This is a genomic window from Arthrobacter jinronghuae (assembly GCF_025244825.1).
In the GTDB taxonomy this organism is placed as follows: Bacteria; Actinomycetota; Actinomycetes; order Actinomycetales; family Micrococcaceae; genus Arthrobacter_B; species Arthrobacter_B jinronghuae.
This window is the reverse complement of record NZ_CP104263.1, coordinates 1,297,789-1,311,702: the sequence shown is the minus strand read 5'-3', so window position 1 is coordinate 1,311,702 and position 13,914 is coordinate 1,297,789. Positions and strand designations below refer to the sequence as shown.

Genomic DNA, 13,914 nt, shown 5'->3' with positions numbered 1-13,914 from the left:
TTATAGAGCCTAACTGTCAAAAGGCGTAACCTCGAGGAATGGGAACACAGCTGGGAATGCCTGCAGTACGCCCTTCCCCCAGTACACCAGAAATCAGCCCGCCCGAAGCCGCGGCACCGGGCAGCGGTTCTACCGCTGCCGTCTCGGCGCTGCCCTCCCCCGCGTCTGCCCTGGCGCTTTCCCCGGCAGACGGTCTGCTGGACCGGCACGGCCGCCGCGCCACGGACATGCGGCTGTCGCTGACGGACAAATGCAACCTGCGCTGCACGTACTGCATGCCCGCCGAAGGGCTCAACTGGCTGGCCCGGGACAAAGTACTTGCCCGGGACGAAATCGTCCGCCTCGTCCGCCTCGGCGTCGACCGGCTGGGTGTGCGCGAGCTGCGGTTGACCGGCGGTGAACCGCTGGTCCGTGCGGACCTGGTGGACATTGTTGCCGGTATCCGTGCCAACCACCCGGAACTGCCGATTTCCCTGACCACCAACGGGCTCGGCCTGGACAAGAAAGCCCAGGCACTGAAGGACGCCGGCCTGACCCGCATCAACGTGTCCCTGGATTCCCTCCACCCGGACACCTTTGCCCAGCTCACCCGCCGCCCGTTCCTGGACCGGGTGCTGCGCGGGGTGGAGGAAGCCGCCCGGGTGGGCCTGGGCCTGGTCAAGATCAACGCCGTGCTGATGCGGGGAATCAACGACGCCGAGGCGCCGGACCTGCTGGAGTGGGCGGTCAGCCGCGGCTTCGAACTGCGTTTCATTGAGCAGATGCCCCTGGATGCGGACCACGGCTGGACGCGGGACGGCATGATCACCGCCGCCGAGATGCGGTCCCTGCTGGAACGGGACTTCGTCCTGACCCCCGATTCCCGGGAGCGCAACGGCGCACCGGCGCAGCGCTGGGAGGTCCGCCGGCATGCGGACCCGGCAACGGTTGTCGGGACCGTCGGCATCATTGCTTCCGTCACCGAACCTTTCTGCGCAGAGTGCGTCCGGACCCGGATCACTGCCGAGGGCAAGGTCCGCAGCTGCCTGTTTTCCCACGACGAGACGGACCTGCTGGCGCTGCTGCGCAGCGGTGTGGACGACGACGCCGTCGTCCGCCGCTGGCAGGAAGCCATGTGGGGCAAGCCCAAGGCACACGGCATGGGCCATACCGGGCTCGGCGACTCCGACTATGTCCAGCCCGAACGAACCATGAGCGCGATAGGCGGCTAAGTGCTGATCAGATACTTCGGCGCTGCGAAGGCAGCAGCCGGCACGGAAGAAGAACACCTGGATGAAGGGCCGCTGACGCTGGCCGAGCTGGCGGAAAAACTTGCCGCCCGGTACCCGTCGCCCGGCGCAGGCGTCCCGGCGCTCGGTACGGTGATTGCCCGCAGTACGTTCCTGGTCAACGAAACGGCGGCCCGGAACCCGGACCTGCTGCTGCAGCCGGGAGACGTTGTGGACATCCTCCCGCCCTTCGCGGGCGGATAGGCGCAGGAGCGGCGGCGGTTAAACGGCAAAGGCACACCCGGGACGCGGTCCGCGCCGGGTGTGCCTTTCGCAAAGAGGTTAGAAGCCCAGTTCCGCCGCTGATTCGAACGGGCCCACCACGGTGATGGTGCGGGGGGCTGCGGCCAGTTCTACGGCCAGCTCCTGGACCTGTTCCGCCGTGACTGAATGGATCCGGCGCAGGGACTCATCGATGTCGATGAACTCGCCGCTGACCAGCTCCGCCCGGCCCAGGCGGGACATCCGGGAGCCGGAGTCCTCCAGGCCCAGCACCATGCCGCCGGAGATCTGGCCCAGGGCCTTGGCCAGTTCGGCAGGCTCCACGCCGTCGGCGGCCAGCCGCTCGAGTTCGCTGCCGAGCAGGTCGATGACCTGCCGGGTCTTGGCGGGCGAGCAGCCTGCATACATGCCGAAGTAGCCGGCGTCGGCGTACGACGCCGAGAAAGAGTAGGTGGAGTACACCAGTCCGCGCTTCTCGCGGATCTCCTGGAACAGGCGGGAGGACATGCCGCCTCCGAGGATCGTGTTCAGCACGCTCATGGCAAAGCGGCGGTCATCCGTTGCGGTCAGCGAGGGGCAGCCCATCACGATGTTGGCCTGCTCCACCGGACGGTTGATGACGTGGACGCCGGCGGTGCCGGAGATCGACGCCGGCGCGGTGTCCCGGCGCGGCGCAGGCGTTGCCGCCGGGTCCAGTTCCCAGCCGGCGGTCTGCAGCGCCTGCAGCACGAGTGCGCAGACCTGCTCGTGGTCCAGTCCCCCGGCAGCGGTGACTACCAGTTCCTCCGGACGGTAGTACCGCCGGTAGTGGTCAAGGACCGCTTCGCGGGACACGCTCCGGATGGCATCGGGAGTGCCGCCGATGGGACGGCCGAGGGCATGGTCGCCGAGGACGGCTTCGGAAAACTTTTCGTGGCAGAGATCGGCCGGATCGTCATTGTCCATGGCGATCTCTTCGAGGATGACGTCGCGTTCCTGTTCCAGTTCCTCAGGATCCAGGACGGCAGACGTAACCATGTCGGTGATGACGTCAATGGCCATCGGAAGATCGGTATCCAGCACCCGAGCGTAGTAGCAGGTGCTTTCCTTGGCGGTGGCCGCATTGGACTCGCCGCCCACCTCGTCAAACGCCGAGGCGATATCCAGCGCCGAACGGCGGCTGGTGCCCTTGAACAGCAGGTGCTCAAGGAAGTGTGTGGAGCCGTGCCGGCCCGCGGCTTCATCCCGCGAGCCGACACCAACCCAGAATCCGATGGCCGTGCTGCGCTGGCCCGGCATTTCCTCCGTCAGGACCCGGACGCCGCCGGGCAGTACCGAACGGCGCACGACGGCGCCTCCCGGAGTTCCGACCACAAGGGTCGGGTCGGAGGAAAGAGTGGTCAGCGGAAGCTGGACAACCGTCCCGTGCCCCTTCGGTGAGGAAGGGGACACGGGACGGTTTCCATCGGAGTAGTCCGGCATTTACTCTGCAGACTCGGTTTCTGCTGCTTCTTCGCCTTCGGCGTCTTCAGCAACCACCGGGGAGAGCGAAAGCTTTCCGCGGTCATCGATCTTGGTGATTTCCACCTGGACCTTCTGGCCCACGGAGACGACGTCGTCGACGTTGTCCACGCGCTTGCCGCCGGCGAGCTTACGCAGCTCGGAGATGTGCAGCAGGCCGTCCTTGCCCGGGGTCAGGGAGACAAAAGCACCGAACGTGGTGGTCTTGACTACCGTGCCGAGGTAACGCTCGCCGATCTCGGGGACCTGCGGGTTGGCGATCGCGTTGATCGCCGAGCGGGCAGCCTCGGCGGAGCCGCCGTCGGTTGCGCCGATGAGGACGGTGCCGTCATCTTCGATGGAGATGTCAGCGCCGGTGTCCTCCTGGATCTGGTTGATCATCTTGCCCTTCGGGCCGATGACCTCGCCGATCTTGTCCACGGGGATCTTGACCGAGATGATGCGCGGGGCGAACTCGGAGAGCTCGTCCGGTGCGTCGATCGCGGCCTGCATCACGTCGAGGATGTGCAGGCGGGCTTCGCGGGCCTGCTTCAGTGCTGCTGCCAGCACGGAGGCGGGGATACCGTCGAGCTTGGTGTCCAGCTGGATGGCCGTGACGAACTCGGAGGTACCGGCGACCTTGAAGTCCATGTCGCCGAAAGCATCTTCGGCGCCGAGGATATCGGTCAGGGCTGCGTAGCGGGTTTCGCCGTCAACCTGGTCGGAGACCAGGCCCATGGCGATGCCTGCCACCGGAGCGCGCAGCGGAACACCGGCGTTGAGCATGGACAGCGTCGAGGCGCAGACCGAACCCATGGAGGTGGAACCGTTGGAGCTCAGGGCTTCGGAGACCTGGCGGATGGCGTACGGGAATTCTTCACGCGTGGGCAGCACCGGCATCAGGGCGCGCTCTGCAAGTGCGCCGTGGCCGATTTCGCGGCGCTTGGGCGAACCCACGCGGCCGGTCTCACCGGTGGAGTACGGCGGGAAGTTGTAGTTGTGCATGTAGCGCTTGCGCGTTACCGGCGACAGCGAGTCAATCTGCTGTTCCATCTTCAGCATGTTCAGCGTGGTGACACCCATGATCTGGGTTTCGCCGCGCTCGAAGATGGCCGAACCGTGTACGCGGGGCAGGACCTCGACCTCGGCGGTGAGCTGACGGATGTCCGTCAGGCCGCGGCCGTCGATGCGGACCTGCTCCTTGAGGATGCGCTGGCGCACGACCTGCTTGGTGACGGAGCGGAAAGCAGCGGAAACTTCGCCTTCGCGGCCTTCGAACTTCTCAGCCAGTGCGGCCTTGACTTCGTCCTTGAGCTCGTCGGCAGCGGCGTCGCGCTCCTGCTTGTCGGCGATCGAGAAGACCTTGGCCAGCTTCTCGCCGGCAGCGGCTTCAACGGCCTCGTACACGTCGTCCTGGTAATCCAGGAAGATCGGGAACTCGACGGTGGGCTTGGCTGCGCGGGCAGCCAGGTCCGACTGGGCGTCGCACAGGACCTTGATGAACGGCTTCGCCGCTTCCAGGCCTTCTGCAACAACCTCTTCGGTCGGGGCGGTGGCGCCCTCTTCCTTGATGAGGTTCCAGGCGTTGTCGGTGGCTTCGGCTTCCACCATCATGATGGCGACGTCGTCACCGGCAATGCGGCCGGCAACCACCATGGAGAACACGGCGCGCTCCAGCTCGGAGTGCTTCGGGAACGCAACCCACTGGCCGTCAACCAGGGCAACGCGGACGCCGCCGATCGGGCCGGAGAACGGCAGGCCGCTCAGCTGGGTGGACATGGAGGAAGCGTTGATCGCAACCACGTCGTAGAGAACGTCCGGGTTGATCGCCAGGACGGTGACCACAATCTGGACCTCGTTGCGCAGGCCCTTGACGAACGCGGGGCGCAGCGGGCGGTCCATCAGGCGGCAGGCCAGGATGGCTTCGGTGGACGGACGGCCTTCGCGGCGGAAGAACGAGCCCGGGATGCGGCCGGCAGCGTACATACGCTCCTCGACGTCCACGGTCAGCGGGAAGAAGTCGAAACCTTCACGCGGGGACTTGCCGGCGGACGTGGCCGAGAGCAGGGCGGTGTCTTCGTCAATGTAGACCATCGCCGAACCGGCTGCCTGCTGGGCAAGGCGGCCGGTTTCGAACCGGATGACGCGCTTGCCGTACTTGCCGTTGTCAATAACGGCTTCTGAGAACTGAATTTCGGGACCCTCCATATGAGAGTCACCTCCGTTTCTTCTGTGGGCGGAGGCACCCAGCACCGTATCGAACTTCTTTCCGCGCGGCACGGGCCGCACGTTCAACACCCGGTCTTCGATCGAGGTCCTCGGGCAGATTCTCCCGGAGACCACTACCGAGGACCGCGAATGCTGCGATGCTGGCTGACTCCTGTGATGTGTGCTTCTTTACTTCTGTGGTTCTTTTACTGCATAACTACCTTCGCCGGCCCCCCCTATGGTGGAGACCGAAATCAGACAGGTGCGCTTCCGGCTTTCCCGGTGTCCATGCCTGCCTGCGCAAAAGGCGGCTCCCCGTGCAGTGCACAGGTGCCGCCTTTCACAAAGACTATCGACGCAGGCCGAGGCGCTCAATGAGCGTACGGTAGCGGGCGATGTCGGTCTCGCGCAGGTAGGTCAGCATGCGACGACGACGACCAACCAGGGCCATCAGGCCGCGGCGGGTGTGGTGGTCATGCTTGTGGGTCTTCAGGTGCTCGGTCAGGTCGAGGATGCGCCGTGAAAGCACAGCAACCTGAACCTCGGGGGAACCGGTGTCCCCTTCAGCGCGAGCGAATTCCCGAATGATTTCCTGCTTGACGGCGGGATCGAGTGCCAATGTAACTCCTAGAGTTGTGCCGTGAGGCCCGAGTCAGCACTTCGCTGCCGGGAATCTTTCTGCCCTGGGGCGTCAGCCCCGGAACATAAAGAAATTCAGCCGCCACGGACCGCAGCCGAATTTGAAACCAGTTTACCTGCCCGTGCCGCTTTCTGTCGAAAGGACCTCGCGGGTGCGTTCGACGTCGAGGCGCATCTGGGCGACCAGTGCCTCGGGGCCGGTGTACGCCACCATGCCCCGGAGCCGGTCCACGAATTCCACCACCACGTGCTGGCCGTACAGGTTGAAATCCTCGATCTCTTCGGCGGGCCGGTCGATGACATGTGCTTCCACCTGACGGCTCACGCCCTCGAAGGTGGGGTTGGAACCCACCGACACGGCGGCGGGCCACCGGGCGCCGGCCTCGTCCACCAGCCAGCCGGCGTAGATCCCGTCGGCGGGGATGAGGCCTGAGGACTCCGGGGCGAGGTTGGCGGTAGGGAACCCCAGTTCGCGGCCGCGTGCCGCCCCGTGCACCACTTCGCCGCGCATCCGGTGGGTACGTCCGAGCAGGCGGGCAGCGGTGCGGACATCACCTTCCCGCAGTGCTTCGCGGATCCAGGTGGAGGAACAGCGCCGGCCGGAGTCCGGGCCGTCCGGGAGTGCGCCGAAATCCTCCACCGCTTCCACGGCGAACCCGAGCTCGCGGCCGAGTTCGCGCATGGTGTCCAGGTCTCCGGCGTTGCCCCGTCCGAAGCGGACGTCGTGGCCGATGACGACTGTCTTGACGTGGAGTGCCTCAACCAGGACCGTGCGGACAAATTCCTCTGCGGTCAGGGAAGCCAGCTCCAGCGTGTAATGCATCATCAGCAGGCCGTCCAGCCCGGTGTCGGCCAGCGCCTGCACGCGGTCCACGAGGCCCATGATCAGTTCCGGTGCGCTCTGGGGCCGGTGTACCTGCGCCGGGTGGGGATCAAAGGAGATGGCGACGGCGGCCGCATCCTGGGCACGCGCCACCTTGACCAGGCGGTTGAGCACATGCTGGTGGCCCAGATGCACGCCGTCGAAGTTGCCAATGGTGATTACTGTCGGACCAATGTCGGCAGGTATTTCCGCCAGGTCATTCCAGTAGTACACGCAGGCTCCTTAGCAGCATTTTCCAGCGCCGGTCGAACGGCTGGTCCAGGTTTCCGGGCGGCTTTCGCCGCGCCGGGACCTATCCATTATGTCCGATCTGCGACGCTTACCGGGAACCGCCCGCAATCCCGGTATCTCCCCCGGCCTGCTGGCTGTACTCGCGGCGCAGGTCGGATGTCTTGGCGATGAACCGGTGCCAGACCAGCAGCGCCGGAGGGAAGGCCAGCTCAACGATCATCAGCACAATGAACGTGAAGTGCGGGGTTCCGGAGAAGGCCCAGGAAAGCACACGGCCAATGCCGCCCAGGAACACCATCAGGCAGACGAGCCAGAGCATGTTCGCCCACTGGAACTTCACGGCAATGGCCACGAATGCCGCGCCCACGCCCACCATCATCGCGGCGAAGAACCGGTACTGGCTTTCCAGGGTGGGATTGACCTCTCCCCCGGCGCCGTCCGGCAGGCCGGCCGTGCCGGTGATGAGGTTGTAGAGGCCGAAGCCGGCCACCAGGATGCCCACACCGATGACGACGGCGCGGAAGACGCCCCAGTCGTCACTGCTCTTGTAGGGCTTGGCCGCCTTCGGCTGCTTTCCTGCCCTGCCGGGCTTGCCGGCGGACGGCTTGCCGGACTGCGTCCGGCGGGTCGGGGAATCCGACCCGCCCGGCGTCGATGTCCCCGGCGCTGATGTCCCCGGCGCTGATGTCCCCGGCGCCTTTGGTGCCTGGCTTCCCGGCCCGTCCGTGCCCGAAGGGCTGTTCCTGTCGCCCGGTGTCGGCGCTGCGTTGCTCATGGCTCCCCTTTGACGGAGTTGGAACTGAAGTTGTTCCTGCCATCGTCTCACGCACCCGCGCCGAACAGGTAAGCATACTTATTTCAGCGGCGCGCGTCTGCGCGGTGCCGGTAAAGCCACCACAACCCGACCATCGGCAGGATCAACGGCACATACCCGTACCCGCTGCCGAAGCCGGACCAGACCGTGTCGTCGGGCAGCGCGGCGGGGTCGATCAGGCCGAAGATTCCGACAGCGAGCACGCCGACCATTTCCACTCCCACTGCCGCCACGGAAATCCGGTAAGCGGTGGCGCCGGAGCGGGCCAGGCCGACGGTGGCCACGATGTAGACCACGGCGGCGAAGGCGGAAAGCAGGTAAGCCACGGGCGCGTGCTCGAACTTGGTGAGGATCTGGAACGCAGCGCGGGCCGACGCCGCCAACGCGAAGATCGCGTAAACGGCTACCAGCAGCCGGCCGGGCCCTGCATTGCGGGCCGCGGGAGCGGAGCTGTCCGCCGATTCGGCGTCGTCGGGATTAGTACTGCGGTTCATAGAAGTGTTGCTCCGTCCCAGATCTGTTCCATCCGGAACAGCATGACAAATACGGTGATTCCCACGGCGGAAAGCACAATGTTGCTCCAGCGGCTCCGGTCCAGGAGCGACCACCAGACCGCACCGACCGGAATGACCAGCGCGGTCAGCAGATAGCCCCAGAACTCCCAGGCTTCTCCGGCAATGCCCTCCCCGCCGGCGAGGCGGATCAGGGAAGCGGCGCCGTAGACCAGCAGGAAGAGTTCGACGGCGGCCGCGGACAGGATGGTGAGGTCGTTTGGTCCCTGCTTCAGGACGGCGGCACCGATGCACAGCACCACGGACACCAGGCAGACGAGGGAACCGACCAGGAACAGCGGATCCATTTACGCCTTCTCGTTTCCGGGTGTGAAGACCAGCAGTGCCTTTGCCTGCTCGCCCTTGTCCTCGAGCAGTCCCACCACCCGGCCGTCCGGATCGATGGCCGCGACGGGTCCCGGCTGGCCGTTGCCGGTGGCGCCGATCCGGCGGCCGTGCGAGAGGTCCTCGGCTTCGGACGCGGACAGGCTGCGGACCGGGAAGAGGTCGGCGGCGGCGTCGTCGAGGTCCAGGACCCGCAGGTCCTCTGCCAGTTCCTCGAGGGTGGAGGCCTGTTCCAGGCTGAACGGTCCCACGCAGGTGCGGCGCAGGGCGGTCAGGTGCCCGCCGACGCCGAGTGCGGCACCGAGGTCACGGGCCAGGGCGCGGATGTAGGTGCCGGAGGAGCAGTCGACGGTGACGTCGACGTCGCGCAGCCGCCCGCCGTTCTCGCGCCGGATGTCATGGACCTCGAACCGGGAGACGGTAACCGGCCGCGCGGGCAGGTTCACTTCCCCGCCGGCGCGGACCTTCGCGTAGGAACGTTCGCCGTTGACCTTGATCGCGCTGACGCTGCTGGGGACCTGCTGGATGTCGCCGGTCAGGTTCGCCACCGCAGCCCGGATTTCCTCGTCCGTCACGGCGGCGGCAATGGTTTCCGCGGTGACTTCACCCTCGGCGTCGTCCGTGACGGTCGCCTGACCGAGCCGGATGGTGGCCTCGTAGGTCTTGGTGGTGCCGACAATGTAGGTCAGCAGGCGGGTCGCCTTGTTGATGCCGACCACCAGCACGCCGGTGGCCATCGGATCCAGGGTGCCTGCGTGTCCGACCTTCCGGGTGCCTGCCAGCCTCCGCAGGCGTCCGACCACGTCGTGGCTCGTCCATCCCTGCGGCTTGTCCACAATAATCAGTCCTGAACGGACCTGCCCTGAATTCACGCCTTTCAGTATATGTTGCGGCACGCGGCGTCCGTTCCGCACCGCTGCCGCCCGCGGGCGGCGATAGCATTCGGATATGGCACAGCTCTCACCGCACGTCCGGAAAGTCCCGCCCAACCAGATCCGTGAAATCACCCAGGCCGCCTGGGCCAAGCCGGACGCGATTGTCCTGAGTATCGGCGAGCCCGGTTTCCCCACCCCCGGGCATATCCTCGACGCCGCCCGGGCCACGCTTGACCGGGACGAAACCGGTTACACCCCGAACGCGGGCATCGCTCCCCTGCGCTCGGCCTTCGCCCGGCACGCGGGTGCCGCCTGCGGGAAGGAGATCAGCCCGGAGCGGGTTTTCGTTACGTCGGGGGCGCAGCAGGGACTGCATCTGGCCATGAGCCTGCTCCTGGACGCCGGAGACGAAGTCCTGGTGCCGAACCCCGGATATCCGACGTTCGCGATGACCGCCGAACTCCTGCACGCGGTGCCGGTGGAGTACCCGCTGTATCCCGAGCACGGGTTCCAGCCGAGGATCGAAGACATCGAAGCCCTGCTGACGCCGCGCACCCGGGTGCTGCTGCTGAACTCCCCGTCCAATCCCCTGGGTGCCGTGTTCAGCGGCGAACTGACCCGTTCCCTGGTGGAGCTGGCACGGCGGCACGACCTGTGGATTCTTTCGGACGAGTGCTACGAGGCCTTCACGTTCGATGTACCGCATGTGAGCCCCCTGGCGTTCGACGGCGACGCCGGGGAACGCGTGATCACTTCCCTCACCCTGTCCAAGACCTACGGCCTGACCGGGCTGCGCATCGGCGCACTGGTGCTGCCGGAAGGGCTGGAACCGGTGCTGAGCACGGTCATGGAATCCATCGTGTCCTGCGTGGCCTCCCCGTCGCAGTATGCTGCCCTGGCCGCACTCACCGGACCGCAGGATTACGTGGACATGGCGTCCGCGCATTACCGGGCCAACCGGGATGCTGCCTGCGCCGTCCTTGCCGAAAAGGGCATTCCCTATCTCGAGGCACAGGGGGCCTTCTACCTCTGGGCCGATCTGTCCGCCGCAACCGGCGGAAACGTCCGGGACTGGACCCTGCGCTTCCTGGAAGAGGAGTCGGTGGCGGTGGCCCCGGGCACCGCTTTCGGCTCCATTGGAGAGGGCTGGATCCGGATTGCGCTGTGCGGCGACCGCGATGAGCTGCTGGAAGGCGTCAGCCGGCTGCCGGGCCCGGGAGCGGCCTAGGCCGCCTTTGGCCCGCGTCTGGGCGGCCCCGCAGCCAATACCCGCCGTCTCGGTTTACGGCGGTATTCCCGGGGCCTAGGCTGTGAGCCCTTCAGCGGGGGAACCGCGGGGCGGGTGCGTGCTGGAGCAGTCTTTCACTGCAACGCATCCTGCCGAGGAGAACGTCGTGAAAAAGTCACCCGCTTTAGTTGTCCCTGCCCTGACCGCCCTCCTGCGGCGGGGCTCCCCCGGCGCCGGCTCCCGCCTCCGGGCACCCGTGTCCGACGTCCCGCCGCCCGGCGCACGACCGCGGGCATCCATACGCAGAATCCTCACCGCCGCGGTCTGTGCCGCCGCGCTGGTTAGCCCCTCCGGGATTGCCGGTGCCGCCGACGGACAGTCGGGCAGGTCCAGCGAACGTTCCTGGTGGGACGAGGACCGGTCCGCCACCGAACGGGCCAATGCACTCCTGCCACAGATGTCGCTGGAGGAAAAAGTGGACATGCTCCACGGCGAGCTAAACAGCAACTACGGCTTTTACAACGCACCGATCGAGCGCTTGGGGATTCCGGCCCTCACCATGACCGACGGCCGAAACGGCGTTCGCCAGGCCAACAACATCAACAACAACGGGCTATCCACGCTGCTGCCCTCCGCCATCAGCGTGGCTGCCTCCTGGGACCGGAACGTTTCGGAGCGCCATTCCCAGGTGGCCACTGACGAAGCTTTCCGGAACGGACTGAACGTGCTGTTGGCACCCTCAATGAACATTGCCCGGGTGCCGCAGAACGGTCGGAACTTTGAGTCCTTCGGTGAGGATCCGCTGCTGCAGGGAATTATGGGCTCCGCCTATTCCGAGACCACGCAGGACTACGGCGGGGTGATTTCAAACCAGCAGAATGTAGCGGCGTACACCCAGGAAACCAACCGCCTGCAGGGCCTGAACAACGTGATGGACGAACGGACGCTGCAGGAGATTTACACCCGTCCCTTTGCCATCGCGATTGAAGGGTCCCATCCGGGGTCGGTGATGTGCGGCTTCAACCAGGTCAACGGGGAACAGTCCTGCGACAGCGGGTACCTGCTGAACGAAATTCTCAAGACCCAGCTGGAGTTTGAGGGCTGGGTGCTGACCGATTACGGCGCCCGGACCACCACCCTGGGCATCAACAACGGGCTGGACCAGCTGCAGCCGGGCAACTTCACCCCGGTGGCGGGCGAGGCCGGCACGTGCCTGTTCTGCCAACCCCTGATCGACGCCGTCAACGCCGGGGACGTTCCGATCGAGCGGATCAACGACGCCGTCCGGCGCATCCTCCGTCCCATGTTCGCCCTGGGGCTCTTCGACCGCAGCTACGAGGGCCTGCCGATCGCCTTCGACGCCCATAACGCGGAGTCCGCCGAGCTCGCCGAAGAGGGCATGGTCCTGCTGAAGAACGACGACGAGCTGTTGCCGTTCAACGCAGACGAGCTGGATTCAATTGCGGTCATCGGTACGGATGCCGACGTCGTTGTCCAAGGAGGCGGGAGCGCGTACATCGCAAACCCCGCGGAGGAGACTTCGGCGTTGCAAGGGATCCGGAACCGGCTGGCAGGCACCGGCACGGAGGTGGCCTTTGTACCCGGCACGGATCCGGTGACCTCCGTGGCCGCACTGCCCGGCGCCCAGCCGATTCCGTCGTCGTTCCTTACTCCCGTGGACGGAACGCCGGGAACCGGGCTGAGCGCCCAGTACTTCCTGAACCAGGATTTCTCCGGCACCCCCTACCTCGACCGGGTGGACCCTTATGCCGGGTTGAACGCGGGCTTCCTGACCTTCACCGGGCTGGGCGCTTCCTCACCCAATTTCCCGGCCCAGCCGCAGGCGCTAAACACCAACATGTCCGCCCGCTGGACAGGCACGCTCACTGCCCCGGTCACCGGCACCTACGAACTGCAGGTGGTAACCAACGGGCGGACCACCCTCACCGTCGACGGCAACCAGGTGGTGAACGAAACCGGGTTCTTCACGCCCTCTACGGAAGCTTCCAACCAGACCATTTCAGTGCCGCTGGACTTCACCGCAGGCTCCAGCCACTCGGTGGAACTTTCGTACGTGTACGACACGGGTTCCGAATGGAACCAGTCAGCCGCCCAGATCAAGCTCGGCTGGGTGCCGCCGGAAGGCACACCCCTCCCCCAGGCTGTGAACGCGGCCGCTGCAGCTGCTGAAGCGGATGCCGCCGTCGTGATGGTCCGGGATTTCTCCAGTGAAGGCGCGGACCTGCCTGACCTGGCACTGCCGAACCGGCAGGCGGAGCTGATCCGCGCGGTGGGGGCCGCAAATCCCAACACGGTCGTGGTGATGACCACGGGCGCGGCGGTGGAGGTGGTCGACTGGCAGGATGCCGTGGACGGCCTCGTCCAGGCCTGGTACCCGGGCCAGAACCAGGGTACGGCCATCGCCGGCCTGCTCTTCGGCGACACCAATCCGTCCGGCCGCCTGCCGATCACCATGCCCGTCAGCGCTGATCTGACTCCGACCGCCTCGCCCGCCCAGTTCCCCGGTATCGACGGCGTCAACGCGCAGTTCACCGAAGGAATCTTCGAGGGCTACCGCGGCTACCGGCAGTTCGGCCTGCCGTCGGCATACCCCTTCGGCTTTGGACTGAGCTACACGGAGTTCGACTACTCCGATCTCAGGGTCACCTGCGACGCCTCTGCAACCGGCAGCTCGGATACCGGCAGCTCGGATACCGGCACTGCACCGGAGCCGCAGCTCTCCGGCGATGCCGCCCAGGGGCACGGGCACGGGAAGGACCGATGCAAGGGCAGGCCGCTGGAGGTGTCGGTGCGGCTGACCAACACGGGCGACCGAACCGGCAGTGAAGTAGTGCAGGCCTATGCCGGCCCGCTGCCCGCCCCGGTGGCGACCGCCGAACGTTCGCTGGCGGGCTGGGAGAAAGTCACGCTGGACCCGGGACAGAGCCGGCGAGTCCGGCTTCCCCTGGATATCCAGTCCTTCTCCTACTGGGATATCGCCACGGACCAGTGGGTTACTCCGGCAGGCACTGTGCCGGTCTATGTAGGTTCCTCCGTCGAGGACACCCCGCTGACCACGGAGGTGCGGATCCGGCCGCTCGGCTGAACCCGGCCGGCTTAAACCAAAAGGGAGCGGCTCCGTAAAACGGAACCGCTCCCTTTTCGGGGTCT

Annotated in this window: 12 protein-coding genes; 4 read left to right on the top strand and 8 right to left on the bottom strand. The window is 66.2% G+C overall.

The annotated features are described in order from the left end of the window. Positions 1 to 38: 38 nt before the first annotated feature. Positions 39 to 1,211, top strand: coding sequence for a GTP 3',8-cyclase MoaA (moaA, locus tag N2K98_RS06085; protein WP_407080011.1), 1,173 nt, complete (start codon positions 39 to 41; stop codon positions 1,209 to 1,211). Next, on the top strand, positions 1,212 to 1,472 hold the full coding sequence (locus tag N2K98_RS06080) for a MoaD/ThiS family protein (RefSeq protein ID WP_255798997.1): 261 nt from the start codon (positions 1,212 to 1,214) through the stop codon (positions 1,470 to 1,472). A gap of 78 nt (positions 1,473 to 1,550) precedes the next feature. Here the strand turns inward: N2K98_RS06080 and N2K98_RS06075 are convergent, their stop codons facing one another. From N2K98_RS06075 to truB, 8 genes are all read right to left on the bottom strand, one after another. Beyond that, positions 1,551 to 2,951 (bottom strand): M16 family metallopeptidase, encoded by a 1,401-nt coding sequence (locus N2K98_RS06075; RefSeq protein ID WP_407080010.1) that lies wholly within the window; start codon positions 2,949 to 2,951, stop codon positions 1,551 to 1,553. Further along, positions 2,952 to 5,177, bottom strand: coding sequence for a polyribonucleotide nucleotidyltransferase (locus N2K98_RS06070; protein ID WP_255798996.1), 2,226 nt, complete (start codon positions 5,175 to 5,177; stop codon positions 2,952 to 2,954). It abuts the gene before it with no gap. Between the two features lie 349 nt (positions 5,178 to 5,526). Then, entirely contained in the window at positions 5,527 to 5,796 is a 270-nt protein-coding gene (gene rpsO / locus N2K98_RS06065; RefSeq protein WP_229953160.1) for a 30S ribosomal protein S15, read from the bottom strand. Positions 5,797 to 5,928: 132 nt separating this feature from the next. Then, entirely contained in the window at positions 5,929 to 6,912 is a 984-nt protein-coding gene (locus tag N2K98_RS06060; protein WP_229953161.1) for a bifunctional riboflavin kinase/FAD synthetase, read from the bottom strand. A gap of 106 nt (positions 6,913 to 7,018) precedes the next feature. Continuing rightward, on the bottom strand, positions 7,019 to 7,705 hold the full coding sequence (locus N2K98_RS06055) for a DUF4345 domain-containing protein (RefSeq protein WP_255866441.1): 687 nt from the start codon (positions 7,703 to 7,705) through the stop codon (positions 7,019 to 7,021). Positions 7,706 to 7,788: 83 nt separating this feature from the next. After that, positions 7,789 to 8,238, bottom strand: a complete 450-nt coding sequence (locus N2K98_RS06050; protein ID WP_255866442.1) for a hypothetical protein — start codon at positions 8,236 to 8,238, stop codon at positions 7,789 to 7,791. Further along, a complete protein-coding gene (locus N2K98_RS06045) occupies positions 8,235 to 8,603 on the bottom strand; it encodes a hypothetical protein (protein ID WP_227924482.1) in 369 nt (122 codons plus the stop codon). Before N2K98_RS06045 ends, N2K98_RS06050 begins: the two co-directional genes overlap by 4 nt. Next, positions 8,604 to 9,512 carry a tRNA pseudouridine(55) synthase TruB gene (gene truB, locus N2K98_RS06040; RefSeq protein ID WP_255866443.1) on the bottom strand — a complete coding sequence of 303 codons (909 nt, stop codon included), beginning with the start codon at positions 9,510 to 9,512 and terminating at the stop codon, positions 8,604 to 8,606. It lies immediately after the preceding gene. 76 nt (positions 9,513 to 9,588) lie between these two features. On the opposite strand from truB, the gene N2K98_RS06035 reads away from it, so the two are divergent. Both N2K98_RS06035 and N2K98_RS06030 read left to right on the top strand, forming a co-directional pair. Continuing rightward, positions 9,589 to 10,743 (top strand): pyridoxal phosphate-dependent aminotransferase, encoded by a 1,155-nt coding sequence (locus N2K98_RS06035; protein ID WP_255866444.1) that lies wholly within the window; start codon positions 9,589 to 9,591, stop codon positions 10,741 to 10,743. Between the two features lie 166 nt (positions 10,744 to 10,909). Then, positions 10,910 to 13,849, top strand: coding sequence for a glycoside hydrolase family 3 protein (locus tag N2K98_RS06030; protein ID WP_255866445.1), 2,940 nt, complete (start codon positions 10,910 to 10,912; stop codon positions 13,847 to 13,849). The last annotated feature ends 65 nt before the right edge of the window (positions 13,850 to 13,914 follow it).